Annotated in this window: 21 protein-coding genes, 1 pseudogene and 1 riboswitch; of the genes and pseudogenes, 6 read left to right on the forward strand and 16 right to left on the reverse strand. The window is 61.3% G+C overall.

What is annotated here, in order from left to right; genetic code table 11:
• From tssG to tssA, 6 genes are read right to left on the reverse strand one after another with little or no spacing between them, the layout of a single operon-like run.
• Complete coding sequence (gene tssG / locus NJC40_RS23180; RefSeq protein ID WP_253142469.1) at nt 1-1,008, reverse strand: type VI secretion system baseplate subunit TssG; 1,008 nt, start codon at nt 1,006-1,008, stop codon at nt 1-3.
• Nucleotides 972-2,759, reverse strand: a complete 1,788-nt coding sequence (gene tssF, locus NJC40_RS23185; protein ID WP_045492296.1) for a type VI secretion system baseplate subunit TssF — start codon at nt 2,757-2,759, stop codon at nt 972-974. The genes tssG and tssF overlap by 37 nt, the downstream gene beginning before the upstream one ends.
• 19 nt (nt 2,760-2,778) lie before the next feature.
• Entirely contained in the window at nt 2,779-3,189 is a 411-nt protein-coding gene (tssE, locus tag NJC40_RS23190) for a type VI secretion system baseplate subunit TssE (protein WP_253142470.1), read from the reverse strand.
• Nucleotides 3,186-4,670 carry a type VI secretion system contractile sheath large subunit gene (tssC, locus tag NJC40_RS23195; protein ID WP_253115954.1) on the reverse strand — a complete coding sequence of 495 codons (1,485 nt, stop codon included), beginning with the start codon at nt 4,668-4,670 and terminating at the stop codon, nt 3,186-3,188. The genes tssE and tssC overlap by 4 nt, the downstream gene beginning before the upstream one ends.
• A 25-nt stretch (nt 4,671-4,695) precedes the next feature.
• On the reverse strand, nt 4,696-5,202 hold the full coding sequence (tssB, locus tag NJC40_RS23200; protein WP_045492302.1) for a type VI secretion system contractile sheath small subunit: 507 nt from the start codon (nt 5,200-5,202) through the stop codon (nt 4,696-4,698).
• The gene (gene tssA / locus NJC40_RS23205) at nt 5,181-6,794 is read right to left on the reverse strand and encodes a type VI secretion system protein TssA (RefSeq protein ID WP_253142471.1); all 1,614 of its coding nucleotides are present in this window, start codon (nt 6,792-6,794) and stop codon (nt 5,181-5,183) included. The genes tssB and tssA overlap by 22 nt, the downstream gene beginning before the upstream one ends.
• 511 nt (nt 6,795-7,305) lie before the next feature.
• Between tssA and NJC40_RS23210 the strand changes: the two genes are divergently transcribed.
• From NJC40_RS23210 to NJC40_RS23220, 3 genes are all read left to right on the forward strand, one after another.
• Nucleotides 7,306-8,607, forward strand: a complete 1,302-nt coding sequence (locus NJC40_RS23210; RefSeq protein ID WP_045492306.1) for an Nramp family divalent metal transporter — start codon at nt 7,306-7,308, stop codon at nt 8,605-8,607.
• Nucleotides 8,608-8,831: 224 nt separating this feature from the next.
• Nucleotides 8,832-10,187: a coiled-coil domain-containing protein gene (locus tag NJC40_RS23215; RefSeq protein ID WP_253142472.1), complete on the forward strand. Its 1,356-nt coding sequence runs from the start codon at nt 8,832-8,834 to the stop codon at nt 10,185-10,187.
• A 4-nt stretch (nt 10,188-10,191) separates the two neighbouring features.
• Nucleotides 10,192-10,860: an OmpA/MotB family protein gene (locus tag NJC40_RS23220; RefSeq protein WP_253142473.1), complete on the forward strand. Its 669-nt coding sequence runs from the start codon at nt 10,192-10,194 to the stop codon at nt 10,858-10,860.
• A 146-nt stretch (nt 10,861-11,006) separates the two neighbouring features.
• Here the strand turns inward: NJC40_RS23220 and NJC40_RS23225 are convergent, their stop codons facing one another.
• From NJC40_RS23225 to NJC40_RS23260, 8 genes are all read right to left on the reverse strand, one after another.
• Nucleotides 11,007-12,029 (reverse strand): FecCD family ABC transporter permease, encoded by a 1,023-nt coding sequence (locus NJC40_RS23225; protein WP_253142474.1) that lies wholly within the window; start codon nt 12,027-12,029, stop codon nt 11,007-11,009.
• Complete coding sequence (locus tag NJC40_RS23230) at nt 12,026-12,988, reverse strand: ABC transporter substrate-binding protein (RefSeq protein WP_492180416.1); 963 nt, start codon at nt 12,986-12,988, stop codon at nt 12,026-12,028. The genes NJC40_RS23225 and NJC40_RS23230 overlap by 4 nt, the downstream gene beginning before the upstream one ends.
• Nucleotides 12,985-13,755, reverse strand: coding sequence for an ABC transporter ATP-binding protein (locus NJC40_RS23235; protein WP_253142475.1), 771 nt, complete (start codon nt 13,753-13,755; stop codon nt 12,985-12,987). Before NJC40_RS23235 ends, NJC40_RS23230 begins: the two co-directional genes overlap by 4 nt.
• Nucleotides 13,756-13,805: 50 nt before the next feature.
• Complete coding sequence (locus NJC40_RS23240; RefSeq protein ID WP_253142476.1) at nt 13,806-15,947, reverse strand: TonB-dependent receptor; 2,142 nt, start codon at nt 15,945-15,947, stop codon at nt 13,806-13,808.
• Between the two features lie 108 nt (nt 15,948-16,055).
• Nucleotides 16,056-16,272, reverse strand: a riboswitch (cobalamin riboswitch).
• Between the two features lie 238 nt (nt 16,273-16,510).
• Nucleotides 16,511-17,359 carry a metal ABC transporter permease gene (locus NJC40_RS23245; protein WP_253142477.1) on the reverse strand — a complete coding sequence of 283 codons (849 nt, stop codon included), beginning with the start codon at nt 17,357-17,359 and terminating at the stop codon, nt 16,511-16,513.
• Nucleotides 17,356-18,216 (reverse strand): metal ABC transporter permease, encoded by an 861-nt coding sequence (locus tag NJC40_RS23250; protein ID WP_363321697.1) that lies wholly within the window; start codon nt 18,214-18,216, stop codon nt 17,356-17,358. Before NJC40_RS23250 ends, NJC40_RS23245 begins: the two co-directional genes overlap by 4 nt.
• Nucleotides 18,213-19,100 carry a manganese/iron ABC transporter ATP-binding protein gene (locus NJC40_RS23255; RefSeq protein WP_253142478.1) on the reverse strand — a complete coding sequence of 296 codons (888 nt, stop codon included), beginning with the start codon at nt 19,098-19,100 and terminating at the stop codon, nt 18,213-18,215. The genes NJC40_RS23250 and NJC40_RS23255 overlap by 4 nt, the downstream gene beginning before the upstream one ends.
• Nucleotides 19,093-20,031 carry a metal ABC transporter substrate-binding protein gene (locus NJC40_RS23260; RefSeq protein WP_253142479.1) on the reverse strand — a complete coding sequence of 313 codons (939 nt, stop codon included), beginning with the start codon at nt 20,029-20,031 and terminating at the stop codon, nt 19,093-19,095. Before NJC40_RS23260 ends, NJC40_RS23255 begins: the two co-directional genes overlap by 8 nt.
• Here NJC40_RS23260 and NJC40_RS23265 point away from each other — a divergent pair.
• Entirely contained in the window at nt 20,030-20,233 is a 204-nt protein-coding gene (locus tag NJC40_RS23265) for a DUF1073 domain-containing protein (RefSeq protein ID WP_253142480.1), read from the forward strand. The genes NJC40_RS23260 and NJC40_RS23265 overlap by 2 nt on opposite strands.
• Nucleotides 20,234-20,243: 10 nt before the next feature.
• Here NJC40_RS23265 and NJC40_RS23270 read toward each other — a convergent pair.
• A pseudogene (locus NJC40_RS23270) lies at nt 20,244-20,684 on the reverse strand (methyl-accepting chemotaxis protein); the annotation flags it as partial.
• Between the two features lie 17 nt (nt 20,685-20,701).
• Complete coding sequence (locus tag NJC40_RS23275; protein ID WP_253142482.1) at nt 20,702-20,908, reverse strand: hypothetical protein; 207 nt, start codon at nt 20,906-20,908, stop codon at nt 20,702-20,704.
• 102 nt (nt 20,909-21,010) lie between these two features.
• Here NJC40_RS23275 and yghU point away from each other — a divergent pair, with 102 nt between their 5' ends.
• On the forward strand, nt 21,011-21,850 hold the full coding sequence (yghU, locus tag NJC40_RS23280) for a glutathione-dependent disulfide-bond oxidoreductase (protein WP_045492329.1): 840 nt from the start codon (nt 21,011-21,013) through the stop codon (nt 21,848-21,850).
• 251 nt (nt 21,851-22,101) lie between these two features.
• On the forward strand, nt 22,102-22,653 hold the full coding sequence (locus tag NJC40_RS23285; RefSeq protein ID WP_045492330.1) for an ATP-dependent Clp protease proteolytic subunit: 552 nt from the start codon (nt 22,102-22,104) through the stop codon (nt 22,651-22,653).
• Nucleotides 22,654-22,705: the final 52 nt, after the last annotated feature.

Raw genomic sequence — 22,705 nt, forward strand, 5'->3', positions numbered from 1 at the left:
TTAGTGAGTCCGGTTGCCCAGCGTGACCAGACCATCCGCCTGGTCAGCGCCCAGCCAGCTGGTCCAGCCCAGCCGGCAGGGGTTCTGCTCGCCAATGCGCAATTCACGAATCTGCTCGTGGCGCAGTTGCAGGCGGATGTCGTAGTCGAGTGGGTCACGCAGCGTGAAACGCACCAGCGCGCACAGCGGCGCAAAGCCACTGCCGATCGGTAGAAAGTCGTGGAAGCCTTGCCAGTCGAGCTGGCAGACATGAATGCGGAATTTGCCGCCACCATCGCGCACCCGATGGCCGACAATCAGGTCGTTGCCCAGGCGGCAATTGTCTGCCCCCAAACGGTTGCGTTGCTGCTGGTGCACCGTGACCCGGCGCTCGACACACTGCTCAATGTGCAAAAGCGGATGCTTGAAGTAGTAGCGCAACACCGCCTCGATCAACGCCGCCGAATGGGCGCGCAGGCTGAGCAGCCCCAGATAGGGCAGCAGGCGCTTCCAGTTCAGGTGCCGAGACTGGCGAATCGTCTCGCCGCCCAGGCCAATCAGCGCAAACAGCCGCTGCGAAAAGCGGTCATCGGCCCCACTCCTGAAGCTGGCGTGGTATCGGTATTTGGTCCATACCGGCAGCAGCAGCCGCTGCAAACGATGGTGGAAAAGATCGAGAAACAGCCGGGTTCGCTCACCCTCGCAGCCGTCGCGCAGTGCCTGCTCGGCATAGAAGGCCGGTAACGGTGAGGCAGAACCACACAGGCCGAGCAGGTTCAGGCGCAGGCGGGCACGTAACCGGCCATGCTCGGTAAAAAACTCGACCCGCTCCACGTCACTGACCGGAAACCCCAGGCTCGGGTTGGCCTGGAACTCCAGCAGCTCGTAAAGCTCATCGTCGTCCAGTTCAGGGTGTTGCTCAGCCAGCCGGGTAATGATCTGGCGTACCGCCTGAAACAGCGAGTACTCGCGGATTGCGCTGCACAGCCCGCTCAGAGCAGGGGCTGCTGACCCATGCGTGGCGTCCATTGATACACGTCTCCCTGTGTGGTGCTGACTTGCAGCTCGTGAAAGGAATTGAGGCTGGCGTAGAGCGCGAAAAACTCATTGAGTACCGAGCCGAACAGATACAGGTCGCCATCTGCGATGTAGTGACGCGCGTCGATGCTCAGTTCGGTGCGCAGGCCACGCAGCGGCAGAGCGCCGTGCATCCGGTCGACCGCTTCATGGCGCACCGCCTGCAAGCCATCGAGCCGACGACGGCTGACTTTCTCGGCATGCGGGTCGTGGTAACGCGGCCAGTCATAGGTTTGCAGGATGACTTTGAGCGCCTCGACGTTGGCCAGCGACAGATAGTTGAGCGACATGTTGCTGATCAGCTTCCAGAGAAATCCACGGCTCAACGGCGGCGCATGACTGGCGGTGGCCGGGACGATGTTGCGAAAGCGGATGAAACCCGGACTGTTCTCGCAAGGCTGGTCAATCTCACCGACCTTGAGCTGGCGTGGCAGGTTCTGGTTGGTGCAGGTCAGTTGCACGGATACGGTTTCATCGCCGCCCCGACCAGCCACCGCAAAACTCAACCAGGTCTCCAGCCCCTCGTGCAGCGCCGATGGCCGCTGGCGCAGGCTGTAATGTGGCCGGCCCTGGGCAACGTCAAAACTCGGATCATGTTCGAAGGACTCGAACGGCACGTAGGTCCGGTAATCCAGCCCGCCACTGTTCCAGCCCGTCACCGAGTCGACCGAATACACACCGCACGTTGCCGAGCCTCGGCTGCCGGGCAACAACAGGTATTCGTCCTGGCGCTGGTCGAAGCGGATCGGCAACGCGTCCTGGCAAAACAGGTTGACGATGGGGGTGCAATAGAGCTTGATGTTGTCCAGGGTCGGACGCAGGTGCTCGATCGCCTTGCTGCGGATATCCATGCGCAGTTCCAGGCCGCGCAGGTTTTTCAGGGTCTGTTCCGGCAGGCTGCCCAGCACGTCGAGGCCATTGATATCGACAAACAGAAACTTGTCCTCAAAGGCAAAGTACTCCTGCAAGAAGCGGTAGCCGCGAAAGGTGTTCAGAGGATAGGGAATCAACGCCTGGTCCTCTGCAAAGCCTACCGGCTGGACGCAGTCGGCAGACAGCTTGAAACTCAGCGGGCTGCCATTGACGTCACAAGCCGGTTTGCCGTGCAGATCCAGCGGCACCAGGCACAGCTCATCCAGATGACGCAGCAGGCTCAGGTACAGCATCTGGCTGATGTAGCGCTCGCCCGCCAGGTGCAGACGCAGGTTAGCCAGTTGCAATTGGCCAAGGTGACCGTCAGCGGTCATGCTCAGGTGCAAGCTGAGCAACGCGCCCTCCCCCTTTACCGAGAACTCCAGGCCGCTGGTTTGCAGAGCGTGTAACCGGGTGGCGTAGCAGGTGCGAAAACGGCAACGCACGCCCTCCACCTCACGGCTTTCCAGCTCTGTATCGCGGGCCACCAATTGACCGGGGCCGGCCTGCGCCAGCGCTTCGAACTGCACGATGCTGAACGCCGGCAACGGCCGCATGTAGTTGGGCCACAACAGGTGGATCAGCGAATGGGTAAGCTCGGGCAGTTCGTCGTCAAGCTTGTGCCGCAGCCGCCCGGTGAGAAAGGCAAAGCCTTCAAGCAGCCGCTCAACGTCCGGGTCGCTGCCCGGTTGCCCCAGCCAGGGCGCCAGCGCCGGACTGCGCTCGGCAAAGCGCCGGCCCAGCTGGCGCAAGGCACTGAGCTCACTCTGGTAGAAATGATCGAAAGACAAGGTCAGTCACCTGGGCAGTTCATGATTCGACGCACACCTGACCACCAGCCTGGAGCCGCACCTGCCACCGCAGCGGGCGCCTTACGCCGGCCGCGACCAGTAGCGCCTCGAGCGCAAAGGCCAGGCGCAGCGGGTCACCCTGAGCTGGCAGCGGGATGACCCTGACCTCTGCCAGCCGTGGCTCATGGGCCGTGATAAACGCTTCGATGGCTGCGCGCGCCTGGCTCAGCGCGTCGTACAGGCTCAAGTGCAGGTTATTGAGGTCCGGCAGCCCGTAGTCAGCGCGAATCTGCACGCTGCCGGCACGGGTGCCGAGCATGCGTTGCAGATGGCTGGCCACCGAGTCTGTTACCGCCGCCTCATGACTCATGCCGCAGCGCCGGGCGGCTTCGCCCCCCAGGCGTTCGAACAGGCTGCCGTAGCCGGTCACTGGCTGACGTCCTTGTCCAGTTTGCCGACCAGCGACAAGGTGAAATCAGCGCCCATGTATTTGAAATGCGGGCGCACGTTGAGGCTCACCCGATACCAGCCCGGCTCGCCCTCGACGTCACTGACGCTGATCTGCGCGGCACGCAGCGGGCGCCGGCCACGGACTTCGGCACCGGGGTTTTCCTGGTCGGCGATGTACTGGCGAATCCACTTGTTGAGTTCCAGCTCAAGATCGGAACGCTCTTTCCATGATCCAAGCTGCTCGCGCTGCAGCACCTTGAGGTAATGCGCCAGCCGGTTGACGATCATCATGTACGGCAGTTGCGTGCCCAGCTTGTAGTTCAGCTCAGCGTTCTTGCCCTCGGCGCTGTTGCCGAAGAACTTGGGCTTCTGCACCGAACTGGCAGAAAAGAACGCCGCGTTATCGCTGCCCTTGCGCATGGTCAGAGCGATGAAGCCCTCCTCGGCCAGCTCGAATTCACGACGGTCGGAGACCAGCACTTCCGTGGGGATCTTGGTCTCGATTTCGCCCATGCTCTGGAAATGGTGCAGCGGCAAGTCTTCTACTGCGCCGCCGCTCTGCGGGCCGATGATGTTCGGGCACCAGCGAAACCGCGCAAAGCTGTCGGTCAGCCGGGTGGCGAAGGCATACGCCGTGTTGCCCCACAGATAGTGCTCGTGGCTCGCGGCGACGGTTTCGCGGTAGACGAACGACTTGACCGGGTTTTCTTCCGGATCGTAAGGGTTGCGCAGCAGAAAGCGCGGCAGGGTAAGGCCAAGGTAACGGGCATCCTCGGACTGGCGCAGGCTCTGCCATTTGGCGAACTGCGGCCCTTCAAAGTGATCACGCAGGTCTTTGAGATCGGGCAAGCCGGTAAAGCTTTCCAGGCCGAAAAACCCGGGGCCGGTGGCCGCAATGAACGGCGCATGGGCCATGCAGGCCACACTGGCCACGTACTGCATCAGTTTGATATCCGGGGCGCTGGGCGACAGATAGTAGTTGGCAATCATTGCCGCCACCGGCTGGCCACCGAACTGCCCGTATTCGGCGGTGTACACGTGCTTGTACAAGCCCGACTGCATCACCTCGGCAGAGTCTTCGAAGTCTTCCAGCAGGTCCTGGCGCGAGACATTGAGGATTTCGATCTTGATGTTCTCGCGAAAGTCCGTGCGCTCGACCAGCAGCTTGAGGCCGCGCCAGGCGGACTCCAGTGCCTGAAAATCGGGGTGGTGGAGAATCTGGTCGACTTGCTGGCTGAGCCGCGCATCGATCTCGGCGATCATCCGGTCGGCCAGGGCTTTCTTCACCGGTTCGGCGCTGTTGTGCGGTTTAAGCAGTTCGGCGATGAACGCCGACACGCCGCGCCGGGCAATACCCCAGGCTTCGTCTTCGGGATTCAGGCGGGTCTGGGCGATGATGCTGTCCAGCAGGCTGTCGTGCTGGTCACCGGACGGGTTACGGGTTGCAGTCTGGGTATTCATCTAGCGGCTTTCCTTGGCAATGGGCTTACTGGGCGGGCGAGGTTTCAGGGCTGATACCCAGTTCTTGCAGCACGCGGTTGCGCGAAGGTTCGTCGCTCAGCACATCTTCAATGGCCTTGCGGAACGCCGGCGCATTGCCCAGCGGCCCCTTGAGCGCGACCAGCGCATCGCGCAAGTCCATCAGCTTGCGCAACTGCGGCACCTGGTCGACCAGGCTGGCGGGGTTGAAGTCGTTCATCGAGCGCACGCTCAGGCTCAGTGCCAGTTCATCGGTGGCCTCGTCATCCTGCAGGCGGTTAGCCACGCTGAGGTTCAGACACAGCTCCTGCTTGGCCAGCACCTCGTCAAAGTTGTGCTTGTCGATGGAGATGGGTTTGCGTTCTTCAAGCTTGCGTGGGTCAGGGCGACAGGTGTAATCGCCCAGGGCCAGCAGTTTGAGCGGCAGTTCGAGCTCTTCCTGAGCACCTCCGGTGGCAGGTTTGAAGGTGATGTTGATGCGTTCCTTGGGGGCTACCGAGGCGTCTTTGGCCATGCTGTTTCTCCTGGGGTTTGCGGCCCTTGGGCCTGTTCGAGCACCACCTCGGGATCGAGGTGGCACAGCCTGCGAAAAATCTCTTCCTTGCGCTCGCGCACGGCGTTGTTCTGCGGCAAGCGCTCGCAGCAGTTGTGCAGCAGGTGCAGGACCTGAAGTTGCAGTTGTGGCTCCCAACCGGCCTGCTGAGCCTGTAGCAAAAGCTGGTCGAGACCCTCGAGCTGAATGCGCGCCAACTCATACTGCTGCGCGGCGAAACACAGCCGGGCCAGGCTCAACTGCCAGAAAAATCGCTCGCGGCCACAGGTCGCGCCGGTCAGCCCGGCCTTGAGCGGCTGCCCGGCGACCTTCAGGCCGTCCTTGGCCAGTCGTGTTACGGCCGTTTCCAGGGCCGGCTCCCAGGCCGGTCGCAGGTCTGCTTCGGCGGGTTCGACGACTGTCGCAAGGGGCGCCTGTTGCAGATGGACAGCGACGTATTGGGTGATCCAGAGGCTGGTAGCCGGGTCGACAAATGGCCTGCCGTCTTGAAAGCGCAACTGCGCCAACGCGGGTAAGCGTTGCAACAGCAAAGCCAGATGCAATTCGACGGCGCGCATCGCAAGATCGGCGTTCAGTTGCTCAAGGCACTGCCAGACCATGCGCTGCCCGTCGAGCCAGAACGGCGCCTGGCTCAGGCTGTGCTCCAGGTCAATCAACAGATCGGCGTAGCCTCCGTCGGCGAAGCGCTTGTGATAATCGGCGAGCTGCTCAGCGGCCAGGCCGCGTACTGCGGTGACCTCACCGTTACGCTCTGGCAGTGTCTGCACCGGCAGCCACAACAGGCTGCGGCTCAGATGTACGGCGCGAAAATCGCAAGCCTTGCTCTGCAACCACCAGCGGCACAGTGGCCCGGCCTGCTCTTGCAGGTTGCGCAGGGACTGCTGCGCCTGCTTGTGGCTGCTGACCTCGGCGCTTGGTGCCAGCCACTGGCTGGCGGCCTGACGGACCTGGGTGGTCACCGCCTCGACCACACCGACGGCCGGACGGTTGTCTTGCGCACGCTGAATCATTGCCGCCAGACGCCGACACAGCGGTAACAGCAGCGGCGCGGCAGTACCGAGTTGCTCGCTGAACAGCCGATCAAGTGCTTCGAGCAAGGTCAGTAAACGGCGGAACAGCTCAAGCTGTTCGCCCACTGCGATCTTGTCTCCCAGCAACGGGTCGAGGCGGTTCAACAGCCAGTTGATGGCTGCACAGCGGGTCCGCGGTTTGAGGGGATGCACGCTCGCCCAGTGGCGGCTACAGAGCTGCTCAAGCATGCCTATCCCGGCCAGCAGGCCGACAAAGGATTCGCGCTGGTACAAGGCCCAGGTCAACCAGACCGCCACCCGCAAGTCTTTGGACTGGTTGCGCAACAATGCTTCGCTGCGCTCCAGGACCAGCAGCCAGTCGACTCGTTGCCCGGCATGCAGCGACTGCGCCTTGGCAATTTCCTGCTCCAGCGCTTCGAACTCGGCGCAGAAACGCACGTCTTCGCCCACGAAACTACGTTCGCTGATGGCGAGCTCGGCAATTTCCAGATAAACAAGGCACAACTTTGCGCGATAAGGCATTGGCATTCCGGCAGCAAAAGTGCGGTTAAGCACAATGCAGCCGAGAATATACCCGTGAATAAAAAACCAGCCAAAACAAGGGTTAGCGAGTATTTTAGGATGTTGTTAAATATTTAAACCATGGCTCAACCTGCAAACAACTCGCATCAATAAACACTGGAAACACTTATCTAGCCCACTCTAAGACACCGCATATACGGCATTAAAAGACCGAAAACAGCACGGCAAAACAAGTTGAAACAATAAATAAATTGCTTTTCAAATCATCACTAAAGTCGTGATCAGAGCGAGATGGCAAAAGCCCATCTCTTTCTTCGCTGATCGTATAACCGACCAACGGTACAGGGCCGCAGGTTCTGTAGAAGCCCTTGAAGCACAAGCCTCTGCGTGTTCATCACCCCCTAAAAAGCACCGCTTCAAGGCACCATGGGAACTTGCCAAGTTGTACGACATCCTATGTTGTGCTTGACTGCATCTCGTCCCACTACAATAACAATCGGAGACTTTCACCATGGCGAACAGTCGATCTGTCACAGCCAAATCCGCCGACGCTGCACAACCGCTACTCAAACGCATGACCAAACTACTGGGGCCAGGCATCATCGCCGTGTTGTCCTGGCTGGGTGCTGGCGATCTGATCACTTCATCGGTCGCGGGCGCCAACTACGGCTACGCCATGATGTGGGTACTCGCGGTGTCGCTGCTGTTGCGTTTTCTGATCGTCAACATCATTGCGCGCTTCCAGCTCTGCAATAACCAGGGCATGACCATCCTTGAGGGCTACGCCCAACTGCATCCCCTGTTTGCCTGGTTCATGCTGGGTTATGCCTTGCTCATGGGCCATCTGATCAATGCCTACATGATCAAAGGGGCCGGTGAGGCATTGGCGATGTTGCTCAATATCAACCAGCCATTGCTGTGCTCGGTGGCCGTAATTATCGCGGTCTGGTTGCTGGTCGGGCGCAACGTCTACAGCCTGATTGAAGGCGTGATGAAAGTCCTGCTGGCAATCATGACCCTGGCCTTCCTGGCGCTGGCCGTGATGTCCGGCCCCGATCTGGGCGGCATTCTCAAGGGCACCATCGGCTTCAGCATTCCACCAGACCAGGGCGTGCATGGCGCCGTGCTGGTGGCGGTTTCGGTAATTGGTGCGGTGGCCGGCTCCATCGCCAACTTCGTGCATCCGTACGTGATGCGCGAAAAAGGCTGGACGGGGCCGGAGCACAAGCGCATGCAGCGCAACGACCTGTTGTTCGCGGTCATCGTCGGTATTGTGATTAACCTGGCGATCTGGGTCGTTGGCGTGGAGATCCTGCGTCCTAATGGCCTGCAGGTCAGCACGCTGGGCGATCTGGGCAAAGCACTGGAAATGTTCTTCGGCCCGGCAGGCTGGTATGTGTTCTTCGTCGGGGTGTTCGCCACCTTGTTTGCCAGCATTGCGGGCAAGACCACGGCCTTTCCGATGCTGATCACCGACGCATTCCAGCACATCCGTCCTGAGCGCCGTGAAAAGTACGGCAAGGAATTTCATCAGGACCCGATGCACAAGTGGTTCATGCTGTTCATCCTGGTGACCCCGATCGTCTGGTCGCTGCCCGGCATGCCGGACTTCGTGACCCTGACCCTGGGCGTCAACGCGCTGAACATCGTCGGCCTGCCGATCATCTCGCTGGGCCTGTTGATCATGTCCAACCAGAAGTCGCTGCTCGACAAGCAATACCGTAACAACTGGTTCGAGAACATCGCGCTGGGCTTTGCCACCGGGCTGGCAATCTGGGTTGCCTTCCAGCTGGGTGGCGAGGTGTTTGGCTGACACTGGCTAAAGGCGGCCGGTTACCACCGCGCCGCCACTTGCCACGCAGCGGCTAAAGATTGGCGTCCGCCAGCCGATAGCGCCTTATCAGTCATGACTGACTCCCGGCTACCCAGGCCGGGTTTGTTCACGCGGACAAGGACCTCTGCAGTGCAGTTGCACACTCTCCCGTTTCATCCCGAACACACCCCACCCGTTGATCTGCGCACCGCTGAGGTGGGCGTATGAGCGGGGATTTTCTGCATTTTTTGCTACCGTCTGCTGACAGCGGGCTGGAACTGACCTTCTTTACCCTGATCATCGGCAGCATGCTGGTTTCACTGGTGGCCGCGGAGTTTTTCGGCCGCGAGCAAACCTGGCAACACAACTGGACCGGCGGAGCACAGCAAGGCGCACTGGATCTTGAGCACGGCTCGATCAGCGAACTTAGCCACGCCCTGGCGTCATTGCCCGAACGCATCGTCGCCAACATGCCAGGCCTGCTGCTGATTTTTGGCTTGCTGGGCACCTTTCTCGGCCTGGGCATGGCGCTGGACAAGGCTTCCGGCGTGTTGCAAGGCAGCGGTGATTCGCTCAATGCCATGAGTGATTCGCTGGCGCAACTGACCGGCATGATGAAAGACCTCGGTTCGAAGTTCAAAACCTCCACCTGGGGCATCATTGCGTTCATCGTTTTGAAACTCTGGGAAGCATCGCGCTGGTCGGCCGATAGCCGCCGGGTTGATTGGTGCGTGCGGCAGATGAAGCTGGAAATGGAGCTAAGCCGCCGTGACCAGCGCGCCGACAACGAGCGCCGCGACCTGCAAAGCCGCGACACACAAGAGCGGGTTGGCGAGCGCCTGGTGCAGACCATGAACCAGCAATCGGCGTTGCTGACCGACGCCTTCGCCAAGCTGATGAATTTGCAAGCGACCCTGGCCAGCGAAACCCGCGAGCAGTCCGAGTCGCTGAATAAACGACTGATTACCCTCGCCAGTGTCAGCAATCGTCTGCTGACCAGCCTCGATCAACGCATCGAGACCGGTTTCGGACAACTTGACGGGCTCAAGCTCGAACAACTGCGCCACACTGAACAAACCCGGCAGCACTATGCCGAGCAAGCCAGGCAACTGGCGAACCTCGCTGCGCTGAACGAGAAAGGCAACCTGTGGCTGGACAGCCTCGATCAACGTGCCGAGTCCAGTGCCGGGCAACTGAGCGAGCTGAAGATCTTCAATGCCCGATTGATTGACCTGGCTCAGGAGCGCGACGATCACCTGCTCACGCAGGTGACCGAATTCATCAATCAGGTACGCGAGAGCAACCTGTCGTTGGCCAGCCTCGATCAGCGTGGTGAGTCGGTCGCCCGGCAACTCGATGCGCTGCTGCACGGCACCCGGGACATCACTCAGCGGCTCGATGCCCTCAACACCTCCAGCGTCGCCCAGGAAACCCATCTGGAATCCACGCTGGAAGGCATCGCCAGCGTGCACACGACCCTGCATGCGGCGACCGAGTCAGCCGGGCAGATGCTTGCCGAACTGAACAAGCCTGTGGCCCGGCGCACCCCCAAACATCCTGAATCCACTGAGCTTGCATAACAGCATGAAAGACAAACCCAACGAGTGGGTGTCCATCTCCGACCTGATGGCCGGGGTGATGGCGGTGATCATGCTGATGCTGGTGGTCTCGGTGCTGCAGAACAAGGCCGCCGAGGCCGCCAGCCAGGCCGAACGGCAGTTGCAGGAAGCTGCACGCAGCAAGGGGCTGGATAATCTGCTGGCTCAATTGCAGGCCGATCTGGCCCAGCACGGTCAGTCGGCGTTGGTGGATATTGATCTGGCCAGCCGACGTCTGACGCTGCCCGATGATGCGTTTGCCCGTGGCAGTGCCTGTGTGACCCCGGCCACTGAGGCGGTGTTGGTCCGGCTGGGCACACGGATCGCACGCTTTATGCAGGACAATGCCCAGGCGCAGGTGCAGGTTGAGGGGCATACCGATAACGTGCCGGTGAGTCGGGCGGTGACCGATATCCGGCGGTTTTGTACGGTGTATGACGATAACTTCACGCTTTCGGCGGCGCGCGCCCGGGAGGCGCGCAAGCGTCTGGTAGCCGCACTTGATGCGCGCCAGGCGTTGCGGGTGGTGGTGGCCGGTTATGGTGATTCGCGGCCCAGGCCGGGGATCGATCCGGCCAGCCCGCTCAATCGGCGGGTGGAGATTCAGCTGCTGATGGTGCCGCAGTTGGCTGCGGCGTCGCAGGAGCGGTTTTAACCGCAACACTGGTCACTTAGGTACTGTATACCCCCGATGGGAGTGACCTTGGTCTGGACGGCACTCCGACGAAGAGGCCAGTAACAACACTACATCTGCCGTGAACGCGCCGCCGTCTTCGTTGGCAACCGGAACACCGGCAGGCTTTAGCCCCTGCGCAATAACACCACGAAAAACACTCCGCCCAACGCTGCGGTGGCGATGCCGATCGGCAGGTCCTGGGGGGCGATCAATGTGCGTGCGGCGACGTCGACCCAGACCAGGAACAAGGCGCCCAGCAAGGCACTGACGGGAATCAGCCGGCGGTGTTCGGCACCGACCAGGTAGCGCGCCAGGTGCGGCAGCATCAGACCGACGAAGCCGATCGCGCCGGCTTGCGAGACCAGCACACCGGTCAGTAACGAGCAGCAGACAAATACCTGCCAGCGCACTTTGCGTGTGTCGTAGCCGAGACTGACTGCGGTTTGTTCACCGCTTATCAGGGCATTGAGCGGCCGGGCGAGGGTCAACAGAAGCACAAACCCCGCCAGGACGCATATCGCCGGTACCGCCAGCAGCTCCCAACGTGCCAGGCCCAGGCCGCCGAGCATCCAGAACATCACCGAACCGGCCGCGTGCGGGTCGCCGATGTACAGCAACAGATTGACCAGCGCCATCAAGACAAACGACACCGCCACCCCGGCCAGCAGCAACCGGTCGCTGGCCAGCCGGCCTTGGCGGTTGGCCAGGTTCAGCACCAGCAGCATGCTGCCCAGCGCGCCGATAAAAGCGGCCAGTGGCAGGCTCAGGTCACCGGCAAAGCGTACCAGGTACATCACCACCACCACCGCGCCCAGCGCCGCGCCGGAGCTGACGCCCAACAGATGCGGGTCGGCCAGCGGGTTGCGGGTGACCGCTTGCAGGGCACTGCCGACCATCGCCAGCCCGGCGCCGACCAGCGCGCCGAGCAATACCCGTGGAGCGCGAATCAGCCAGACGATCTGCTGTTGTCCCTGGCTCCAGTTGCCGTTTACCGAAAAGCCCAGTTGATCCAGGACGATGCCGCCGACCTGGGTCGGCGACAGGCTGGCCGAACCGAAACCAAGCGCCAGTACGCACGACAGCGTGAGCAGCGCCAGCAGCCCGAGAATCAGGGCACGATAGGCAATCCGTGCGGTCACCGGCTTCACCGCGTGCTCTGGCTGAACAGCTGCGGATACAGCGCGGCGGCGAGTTTCTCCACCGCTTCGGCGTTGTGCAGTGAAGGCGTGGCTTGCAGGTAGCTGAGCACGACGAAACGCTGTTTGCGAATCGCCTCGACACTTTGCAGCGCCGGGTGACGCAGCAGGAAGTCGCGTTTGGCCTGCCAGCCGATGGGGCCGTAATCGACGATGACGATCAGTTGCGGATCGCGCTCCACCACGCTTTCCCAGTTGACGCTGGTCCAGCTGGCGGCCAGCTCAGCCATGACATTGTGGCCACCGGCGCTGTCGATCAGCGCTTGCGGCATGCCCAGTCGTCCGGAGGTCAGTGGCCGGTCTTCGCCGCTGTCGTAGAGAAACACCCGCGGCCGCTGGGCTTGCGCGGCCACATGTTGATGGACCTGTTGCAGGCGCTGCTGCATCTGTCCAATCAATTGTTGCGCGCGGTCTTCGACGGAAAAGATTTTCCCCAGGTTGCTCAGGTCGCGGTACAGGTCTTCGAAGCGCGCCTCGCGCTGCTGCATGACAAACGAGCAGGATTCGCTGAGTTCATAAACCGGGATACCAAACGGCGCCAGGCTTTGCGGGGTGACCGGGCCGTTGATGCGCATGCCGTAATTCCAGCCGGCGAAAAACAGGTCGGCACCGGCTTCGAGCAGGTTCTCCGGCGACGGATAACGGGCGGCCAGTTCAGGCAGCCCAGCGAGTTGCTCGCGCAGCGACGGGTCGAGGGTTTTCCAGCCGCTGATGCCGGTGTAGCCGACCATCCGCTCACGCAGGCCCAGCGCCAGCAGCATGTCAGTCATGTTCACGTCATGACTGACGGCACGCTGTGGCGCGCGCTCGAAGGTGACCTCGCGCTCGCAACTGCGCACGGTCAACGGGTATTCACTGGCCTGAGCCGCATGGCTGACGGCCAGGGTAAGTAACAACAGGATACGGATCATGCTTGGGTTATCCAGGTAATACGCGGGTGGTCGGCCAGCGGGTGACTGTCGACCAGGGCTTGGACACCGAACACTTCGCGCAGCAATTGCGGGGTCAGCACTTGCGCAGGCGTGCCGCTGGCCGCCAGTTGGCCGTCATGCAGCACGTAGAGGCGATCACAGAAGGCTGCGGCCAGGTTCAGGTCATGAAAGCTGGCCAGGGTGCTGAGCCGCAGGCGGCGCAGCAACTGCAGCAGCTCCAGTTGATAGCGTGGGTCGAGGTGGTTGGTCGGCTCGTCGAGAATCAGCAGTTGTGGCTGTTGCACCAGCGCGCGGGCCAGCAGCACCCGCTGCTTTTCACCACCGGACAGGCTGGCAAAGGTGCGCGTTGCATGCAGCTGCATGCCGCTGCGTTGCAGGGCCTGGTCGATCAGCGCCAGGTCCTCGACGTTGTCACCTTGTAACAAGCCTTTGTGCGGCGCACGCCCCATGGCCACCACATCCTGCACGCTGAGGCCGAAATCCTCCGGGAATTCCTGCTGCATCACCGCGATGCGCCGGGCGCTCCAGCGCTGGGTCTGCTGCCAGAGATTCTGGCCGTCAAGCAGCACCTGGCCGGCATCCGGCTGGCTGAAGCGCCAGGCACAGCGCAACAGGCTGGTCTTGCCGCTGCCGTTGGGACCGATCAGGCCGACGAACTCGTGCTCACCGACCTGCAGGTCAATGCCGTGCAAGGCGAAGCCAGCGGCGCGCGCCCATTCAAGTTGCTGGATGTTCAGATACGCCATAAAGGATTCCAGTCGGGGCGCTGGCGGTGGGCCGCCAGCGCCAATGGCGGTCAGAAACGGTAGTCAGCACTAACAAACAACGAACGAGGCTGGCCCATCAGCCATTGCTGACCGCTGTTCTGCCCGGTCACCACGTAGCGGCGATCCAGCAGGTTATACAGTTGCAGCCCCAGACGCACGTCTGGCAATGCCTGCCAGCCGAGGTTGGCATCCACCACCGTGTAACCCGGCACCTGAGTGGTATTGGCAGCGTTGGCATAACGGGCATCGACATAGCGCAACCCAATCCCTGCATCCACATTGTCGCTGACCGCCTTGTTCAGCCACAGGTTGGCGCTGCGCCGTGGCACGTCGGTGGGACGGTTGCCAGCCCGCGATACGCTCTGGCCGTTGGAGACTTCGTCAAAATCATCGTATTTGGCGCGTACCACCGAGGCATTGGCCGAGACCTGCCAGCCCTGCGCCAGGCTCAGGTCGAGACTGGCTTCCAGGCCATTGGAGGTCTGTTGGCCGACCTGCTGGCTGAGGCGGGTCAGCGGATCGACCGACAACAGCTTCTTCTTGACGATGTGGTAGGCCGCCAGGGTCCATTCGCCCTGCCCGTCCCAGAACTGCTGCTTGAGGCCGAACTCGGTCTGTTTCGCCTCAGTCAGGTCCATCTGCTGCTGGGTCGGGTTGAGGGTGATCAGGTTGCTGATGCCGTCCTCACTGGTGGAATACTGGCCGTACAACGACAGTTGGTCGGTGACCGCAAACACCAGCCCGGCACGCCAGTTGCCGCCATCGAGGCTACGGTCGCTGCGGGTGCCGGCACGCAGGTCGTCACGATCGATGTGGTTCTGGTCGCGGCGGATGCCGGTGACCAGCGACCAGCGCTCGGACAGTTGCAGGCGGTTTTCGGCAAACAGGGCGAAGGTGTGGGTGACGGTGTTGGCCAGCGGCCGGAACGGCGAGTTGCTCTGGAAGTAGCCGTCAGCCGCTTGCCATGGGTCGATGTAGTCGCCGCCAACATCGTTGTACGGCGAGTTGTTATCGAGCTCGAAGCGGATCTTGTTGTACTCGGCGCCCACCACGGTCTGGCTGTCCAGGCCGAACAGCGAGTGCTTGAAAGTAAAGCTCTGGCGGTCGCCGATCTGTTCCTGGTCGTGCTTGATTTCCAGGTAGTCGCCGCGCAGCAGTTGGCCGCGTGTACGGTCCCAGCTGTAGATTTCAGCATTGCGCCAGTGACGGCGGCTCTTGATGTAGTACAGCTGGTTGCTGGCGCTGATTGAGTCGCTGAGCGTCCAGTCGGTGGTCAGGCGTGTCCACTGATCGTCGTAACGCTGCACGGTGTTACGCAGGTTGTAGTTCTCGTCGCGCAGGCTGTCGCGGTAGTGGCCGTCGATCAGTGGCGTGCCGAAGTATGACGAAGGTTCGCTGTTGCCGCGATCATGGGCCAGGGTAAAGCTCAGGTCATCGCTGGCCTGCCAGCGCACGGCCAGGCTTAGCGCATTGCTGCGCGAATCGCCGTGATCGACCCAGCCATTGCTCTGTTGCTGGTTGAGGGTCAGGCGATAGCTCAGGCTGTCGCTCAGCGAGCCGCCACTGTCCAGTGCCGCCTGCTGACGATCGTATGAGCCATAACCCAGGCGCAGGCGGTTGCGGATCTCGCCCTCGAAGGGCTTCTTCGGCACGATGTTCACCGTCGCCCCGGTCGCACCTTCGCCATACAGCACCGACGCCGGGCCGCGCAGCACATCGATGTGCTCGACCATCCAGGTGTCCACCGGAAAGGTCTGGGTGCCCATGCCGGTGTAGAAGCGTGAGCCGTCAAACAGGGTCATTACCGATTCGTGCCCGGTAAAACCGCGCGCCGACAGTGCGGTATTGCCATTGCCCGGTGCGGCAATGCTGGTGATACCCGGTGCGCGGGTCACTGCGTCCTGGACACTCTGATTGTTACGCTGCTCGATCGCGGCGCTGTCGATCCGGGTAACGCTGGCCGGCGTTTGCAGTGGCGTCAGGTTGAGCCGCGAAGCCGTCGGCAGCGGCGTGCTCAGGGTGCTGGCTGGCTGGTCGGCCAGGTCGTTGACCGTGGTCGCAGGCAACGCCAGGCTGCCGGGTTGCTCGGCCAGGGCCACAGGAGAAACGACGATAGGCGAAAGTGCCAGCAGCGGCAGCAGACTGAGCTGCAAGGGAGAAAAACGGGACATGCTATTCCAACTCGATGAGGAAAGATGAACCCGGAGGGGAATAACGCATAGGGAATCAGGCACGCAGACGCACCCGAATACCGGCCTGCGCCCGCCCACCGCGGGGTTGCCAAACTAAAGTTGCAGGCCGGTCTCCGGGCTTGCGAGGATCATGAAACCTTCACCTTCCCATGCAGCCTGTGAGGCTGTAGCACAGTGGTATATAGAAGGTTTCGCTCGCCTACCGTTGCGGGGGCAGCGCCGGACTGGTCATCTGAGTGACGCACCGGCTTCCCGTTTCACCCCATGCACGGCGGCATGGGACACCTGAAACTGGGCGGCATCTGACCACCGATGAACGGTCGAGTCAATAGTAGATGACTCACCGCCGTAGGAGCGGCTTTAGCCGCGAATTGGTCTTGCGTTTTGTGCATGGGTCATTGTCGCGGTTGTCTGGGCTGCCGGTTTCGCCCCCGAATCGACGCCTACCCTCGGCCAGCGCCCAAGTCGCGATTTGCGTCGTCTGTGCCATCTCTACTCAAAGATCAAAGGCAAAGGCAAAGGCAACAGCAACTGAAGAAACTTCAGTTGCTTGAGTGTTCAGTCGTAACGAAACGCTGTTGCACGCTAACCCGGATAAACGCGCCGATAAACAGCACGGTATAAAACATCACGATGGTCGGCGCCGGGGCGCTGTCGAGGAAGAACGCCAGGTACACTCCGAAGAACGCTGCCAGCACTGAAATCAGCATGGCCACCAGCAGCATGGCCCTGAAGGTGCGGGTCAGTAGCAGGGCAATCGCTCCCGGCGCGATCAACAAGGCAATCGCCAGGATGATCCCCGCCGCCTTGAGCGCACCGACGATGGTCAGGGAAATCAGACTCAGCAGTCCATAATGCAGCCAGCGCACCCGCAGGCCCACCGCCTGGGCATGCGCCGGATCGAAGGCATGCAGCAGCAGGTCTTTCCACTTAAGGCCGATGACCAGCATGGTCAACGCGGCGATCAACGCTGAGCCGAGGATGTCGTCCAGCCCCACCCCGAGGATGTCGCCGAACAGAATGTGGTCCAGATGCACGGCAGACTCGATCTTCACATAGAGCACCAGCCCCAGACCAAACATCCCGGAGTACACCACGCCCATCACCGTGTCCTGTTTGATGCGGCTGTTGTCCTTGAGAAAGCCCGAACTGATGGCGCAGAACATCCCCGCCACGAAGGCGCCCACGGCGTAGGGAATATTGATGATGTAGGCGATCACCACCCCCGGAAACACTGCGTGGGACACCGCATCGCCCATCAACGCCCAACCGCGCAGGACCATGAAGCACGACAGCAGCGCCATCGGCAGCGAGACCAGCACCGCGACGATCAGTGCGTTGACCATGAAGTCGAACTCAAAGGGGCTGAGCAAGGTTTCCAGCAGGCTCATGGCTGCACGTCCAGAGCCGCCTTGCCGCGTCGCCGCGCCGCCAGCATGCCGTGTTTGGGCGCGAGGAAAAAGGCGCTGAGGAAGATCAGGGTCTGCAGCACCACGATGATCCCGCCGGTGGCGCCGTCGACAAAGTAGCTCAGATAGGCACCGGCAAAGCTGGTCAGCGCACCGATGCTCACCGCAATGATCAGCAGCCGCTCGAAGCGGTCGGTCAGCAGGTAGGCCGTGGCGCCGGGGGTGATGACCATGCAGATCACCAGAAACGCCCCCACGGTCTGCAATGCCGCCACCGTGCAGGCTGACAACAGGGTGAAGAAGATACCCTTGAGCAGGGTCGGGTTCAGGCCAATCGAGCGGGCGTGGTTTTCATCGAAAAAGGTGACCATCAGGTCTTTCCATTTGGCGGTGAGAATCACCAGCGAGATCACGCCAATCAACACCAGTTGCACCGTATCGCCCGGCGTAATCGCCAGAATATTGCCCTGCACGATGGTCTGGATGTTCACGGAGGTGGGCGATAGCGAGACCATGAACAGGCCCAGGCCGAAGAACGAGGTGAAGATCAGGCCGATGATCACATCTTCCTTGAGCTTGCTGCGCTGGTTGAGAAACAGCATCACTGCTGCGGCCAGGCCGCCAGCGAAGAACGCGCCGATCGAGAACGGCAGACCGATCATGTAGGCACCGGCCACACCGGGCACGATCGAGTGCGACAGCGCATCGCCGATCAGCGACCAGCCGCGCAGCATCAGGTAACAGGACAGAAACGCACACACACCGCCGACCAGGGCCGCGACCCACATGGCGTTGCGCATGTACTCATAGGCGAAGGGTTCCAGCAGCCCGGCGATCACGACTGCGGCTCTCGCGGTTCACGGCGGGTAGCGATGCCATCGCGAATCACCAGCGGCCGTTCGTCGTCGGTGAAGATTCCGACCCGATGCCCCGGATCGCCCACCGCCGGATTGATCATGAAGTGGCGTAATACACCACCGAACGCCTGTTCCAGATTGTCCTGAACAAACACCTCTTCGGTCAGGCCGTAGGCCAGTACCGTGTTCTTGACCAGCACGGTGCGGTCGCAGAACTCAGGCACCGAGCCCAGGTTGTGGGTAGAAACCAGCATCACCCGGCCTTCGTCACGCAGCTCACGCAACAGCGTGATGATCTGGTCTTCGGTCTTGACGTCCACCCCGGTGAACGGTTCGTCGAGCAGGATCACCTTGCTGTCCTGAGCCAGCGCACGGGCAAGGAACACGCGTTTTTTCTGGCCACCGGACAACTCGCCGATCTGACGCTTGGCCAGGCGGGTCATGTCGACCCGCGCCAGTGCTGCTTCGACGGCCAGCCGATCGGCCTTGCGCGGGATGCGCAGCATGCCCATGTGACCGTAGCGGCCCATCATCACCACATCTTCGACCAGCACCGGAAAGGTCCAGTCGACCTCCTCGGCCTGCGGCACATAAGCCACCATATTGCGCTTGAGCACCTGGGCCACCGGCAGCCCCATGACCCGGATCTCGCCCTTGGCCAGCCTGACAAAGCCCATCAAGGCCTTGAACAAAGTGGACTTGCCAGCACCATTGACGCCGACCAGTGCGGTGATGGTGCCAGCTGGAATGCGAAAGCTGGCATCGTGTAATGCCGTGTGTCCATTGCGATAGGTGACCGTGACATCGGTCACCTCAATACCCCAGTGCTGCGGGGCCGGGTCCGCTACGGCGGTCGATTCAGTCATGGCTCAGCCCGGCCTGCAGGCCTTTGGTCAGGGTGTCGGTGGTCACGCGCAGCAGATCGAGATACGTCGGCACCGGGCCATCAGGCTCACTGAGCGAATCAACATAAAGCACTCCACCGTAATGCGCCCCGGTCTCGCGGGCAACCTGGCGAGCCGGTTTGTCCGACACAGTGCTCTCACTGAACACCGCCGGAATCTGCTGCGCCTTGACCTGATCGATGACGTTGCGCACTTGTTGCGGCGTGCCCTGTTGATCGGCGTTGATCGGCCACAGGTACAGCTCTTTGAGGCCCAGATCGCGAGCCAGATAGGAGAACGCGCCTTCGCTGGTGACCAGCCAGCGCTGCTGCGGGGCAATCTGCTCAAGCTGGGCGTGCAGCGGCGCGACCGTGGCCTGAATGCTGGCCTTGTAAGTCTCGGCATTGCGACGATAGGTGTCGGCATTGGCCGGGTCGTATTTGACCAGCGCATCGCGGATGTTATCGACGTAGATCTGCGCATTGGCCGAGGACATCCAGGCATGGGGGTTGGGCTTGCCGGTGTAAGGCCCTTCACCGATGCTCATCGGCTGCACGCCGTCGGAAACCGTCACACTGGGCACATCCTTGAGGTTCTGGAAAAACTTCTGGAACCACAACTCAAGATTCAGGCCGTTCCACAGAATCAACTGCGCGCCCTGAGCCCGACGCAGGTCGCCAGGGGTTGGCGAATAGTTGTGGATCTCGGCACCGGGCTTGGTGATCGACTCGACCGTAGCGGCATCACCGGCGACATTGCGCGCCATGTCGGCGATCACCGTGAAGGTGGTGACCACCTTGAATTTTTCTTGCGCCGGATCTTGAGCAAAGGCCGTAACGCTGCAGCTTAAGGCCAGCAACGTGCCCGCTAAATGGGCTGACAGGCGGCTCCATCGAGTGTCGCGTTTTCGCATGTACAGCACCTCCGGACAACAGGGCCAAGACGGCTTGCACGGTGATCGCCTGACAAATCAACAACCTGCGACGACCGGCAAGGTAGATAAGATTGATTTGCATTATGATTTCATCCGTCGCATCCAGCAAGACGAGTTTACTCCCGGCCTCGCAGCCAGACAGCTTGCAGACAGTAAAGGCCAGGTTCGGGAGTCGCGCTGAAGAGGCCGGGTTACATACCGAACGCTCCGACCAACCGGTGCAGCTCACGCGATGACTCGGCCACTTCGTTGCTGGCGGTGACCATATGACCGGCAGATTCGGCGGTCGATGCACTCAAGGTACGAATCTGCCGGGTGTTGCGCTCGACGCTCTCGACCACGCTGGTCTGCTGTGCGGCTGCAGTAGCGATCTGCACGTTGTGCTGGACGGTCTCGCCCATGCCTTGGGTGATTGCTTCGAATGCCCCGACAGCCAGGCGTACTTCGCACATGACGTCTTCGGCGCTGACATGGATGGCTTGCATGCGCTGCGCCGCGTTGTCGACTTCCAGGCGCAACCGCTCGATGGTGTTGTGCATCTTGCCGGTCAGCCCCTGCGAGTGAGTGGCCAGGCTGCGCACCTCGTCGGCAACCACGGCAAAGCCCCTGCCCTGCTCGCCGGCCCGTAACGCCGGTGCACAATGGCGGGTCATCGATCGGTCTCTTTGAGCGCGTTGTTTTTACAGGCAGATGAGCTCGGCGGAACAGCATTTTCGACGAAATTGTATTCAGCCTGTATACAGGTCAGGCGCAACGAATTATTCATTTCAACAAGACATAGCCGGCTGCCTTGGGTCGTCTGCCTTAATATCTGTATCGCCAATTGGGCCTGCAATCGGGAGGGGATCTGGGTCATGATGCGCGTCTGTCCAGACCGCCATACGGTTTGATCCTGACCCTGAACATTTTGGTTTTGCGCCCGGCAAAGGGCGCTGCATCGCTCCAGGAGGTTATCCGCATGACCCAGGCTGCATACGTTCCGCCCAAGGTATGGACCCACGAAGCCCCGTCCGGCGGCGAGTTCGCCAATATCAACCGTCCGGTGGCCGGTCCGACCCATGACAAGGCCCTGCCGGTCGGCCAGCATCCGCTCCAGCTGTACTCGCTGGCCACGCCCAATGGTGTCAAGGTCACCATCCTGCTAGAAGAACTGCTGGCGCTGGGCATCCACGAGGTCGAGTACGACGCCTGGCTTATCCGTATCAATCAGGGCGAGCAGTTCTCCAGCGGCTTCGTCGAGGTCAATCCCAACTCCAAGATCCCGGCCTTGCTCGACCGCAGTGTCGAACCGCCAATCCGGGTGTTCGAGTCGGGCTCGATCCTGCTGTACCTGGCAGAAAAATTCGGCCACTTCATTCCGGCCGATCCTGCCGGCCGCGCCGAGACACTGAACTGGCTGTTCTGGCAAATGGGCTCGGCGCCTTATCTGGGCGGTGGCTTCGGGCATTTCTACGCTTATGCACCGGAAAAACTCGAATACCCGATCAATCGCTTCACCATGGAAGCCAAGCGCCAGCTGGATGTGCTGAATCGGCGCCTGGCCGAGAGCCCTTTCCTGGCGGGCGAGCAGTACAGCATTGCCGATATCGCGGTCTGGCCATGGTACGGTCAGCTGGTGCGCGGCAATCTGTACTCGGCAGCAGAGTTCCTCGCGGCACACGAGTACCCGCATGTCCAGCGCTGGGCTGAAGTTATCGCCCAGCGCCCGGCGGTCCAACGCGGCCAGCGGGTCAACCGGACCTGGGGGGAAGAAGCCAGCCAGTTGCCAGAGCGTCATCAGGCCAGCGATCTGGATTGAATCCAGGCTTCAGCAGGGGGCTCACCGCCCCCTGTAGGGTGACTCTAAAAACGCAGGCGATGGCAACGCAGCTCGTTTTTTTCCTGATAACGCATCAATCAAGCGCTGATCCGCGCGTCACGATAACGCCCGTGAATCATAAAGGCTTGTCTACCGATCGACGGCTATAGTTAAGTCACCCGGTATCGATACAAGATACCTACCCCGTCTGTAAGCCTTATGTTTACGTCAGCGTTCAAGAGGTGCTGAACATGGCGACCCACGTGATCAACTTCACCGCCCCGGTCAACTCCACCACCTGCGGCCAGCTCATCGAAAAGGCCTCACTCGCAGCCCAACAGCAAGCTTCCAGCCTGATTCTCAATATCGCCACCATGGGCGGCGAATGCAGCTATGGCTTCACCCTGTACAACTTTTTACTGACCCTGCCGATGCCGGTGCATACCCATAATCTGGGTACGGTCGAGTCAATGGGCAACGTAATTTTTCTTGCCGGCGAACGGCGCACCGCCTGCCCGCACAGCAAATTTCTGTTCCATCCCTTTCACTGGCACCTCAACGGCGCAGTGGACCACTCGCGAATGTCCGAATACGCCATGAGCCTGGACCACGACATGCACCTGTATTGCCGCATTGTCGCCGAACGCACTCAAGGGGCAGCACAGGCCCTGGAAACAGAAAAGTACCTGACCGCCGCGCCGCGCATTCTCGAACCCGACCAGGCGCTGGAGTGCGGAGTGATTCATGCGGTGGAATCGCCAGGGTTGAGTGGTGAGTTCGTGACCCATTGCGTGCACTCCTAGCGCCTGCTGCTCAGCCGACAGCACACACCTGAGACCACGCTGCCCGGAACGT

The organism is Pseudomonas sp. 21LCFQ02 (assembly GCF_024129895.2).
Taxonomy (GTDB): domain Bacteria; phylum Pseudomonadota; class Gammaproteobacteria; order Pseudomonadales; family Pseudomonadaceae; genus Aquipseudomonas.

Excerpts from the sequence above, each read along its gene's own strand:
- yghU (WP_045492329.1), top strand. The coding sequence starts at position 21,011 with ATGACCCAGGCTGCATACGTTCCGCCCAAGGTATGGACCCACGAAGCC.
- tssC (WP_253115954.1), bottom strand. The coding sequence starts at position 4,670 with ATGAATACCCAGACTGCAACCCGTAACCCGTCCGGTGACCAGCACGAC.
- tssA (WP_253142471.1), bottom strand. The coding sequence starts at position 6,794 with ATGCCTTATCGCGCAAAGTTGTGCCTTGTTTATCTGGAAATTGCCGAG.
- NJC40_RS23245 (WP_253142477.1), bottom strand. The coding sequence starts at position 17,359 with ATGAGCCTGCTGGAAACCTTGCTCAGCCCCTTTGAGTTCGACTTCATG.
- NJC40_RS23275 (WP_253142482.1), bottom strand. The coding sequence starts at position 20,908 with ATGACCCAGATCCCCTCCCGATTGCAGGCCCAATTGGCGATACAGATA.
- tssG (WP_253142469.1), bottom strand. The coding sequence starts at position 1,008 with ATGGACGCCACGCATGGGTCAGCAGCCCCTGCTCTGAGCGGGCTGTGC.
- tssB (WP_045492302.1), bottom strand. The coding sequence starts at position 5,202 with ATGGCCAAAGACGCCTCGGTAGCCCCCAAGGAACGCATCAACATCACC.
- NJC40_RS23230 (WP_492180416.1), bottom strand. The coding sequence starts at position 12,988 with ATGATCCGTATCCTGTTGTTACTTACCCTGGCCGTCAGCCATGCGGCT.
- NJC40_RS23210 (WP_045492306.1), top strand. The coding sequence starts at position 7,306 with ATGGCGAACAGTCGATCTGTCACAGCCAAATCCGCCGACGCTGCACAA.
- NJC40_RS23215 (WP_253142472.1), top strand. The coding sequence starts at position 8,832 with ATGAGCGGGGATTTTCTGCATTTTTTGCTACCGTCTGCTGACAGCGGG.
- NJC40_RS23235 (WP_253142475.1), bottom strand. The coding sequence starts at position 13,755 with ATGGCGTATCTGAACATCCAGCAACTTGAATGGGCGCGCGCCGCTGGC.
- NJC40_RS23240 (WP_253142476.1), bottom strand. The coding sequence starts at position 15,947 with ATGTCCCGTTTTTCTCCCTTGCAGCTCAGTCTGCTGCCGCTGCTGGCA.
- NJC40_RS23220 (WP_253142473.1), top strand. The coding sequence starts at position 10,192 with ATGAAAGACAAACCCAACGAGTGGGTGTCCATCTCCGACCTGATGGCC.
- NJC40_RS23285 (WP_045492330.1), top strand. The coding sequence starts at position 22,102 with ATGGCGACCCACGTGATCAACTTCACCGCCCCGGTCAACTCCACCACC.
- NJC40_RS23265 (WP_253142480.1), top strand. The coding sequence starts at position 20,030 with ATGTACAGCACCTCCGGACAACAGGGCCAAGACGGCTTGCACGGTGAT.
- NJC40_RS23255 (WP_253142478.1), bottom strand. The coding sequence starts at position 19,100 with ATGACTGAATCGACCGCCGTAGCGGACCCGGCCCCGCAGCACTGGGGT.
- NJC40_RS23260 (WP_253142479.1), bottom strand. The coding sequence starts at position 20,031 with ATGCGAAAACGCGACACTCGATGGAGCCGCCTGTCAGCCCATTTAGCG.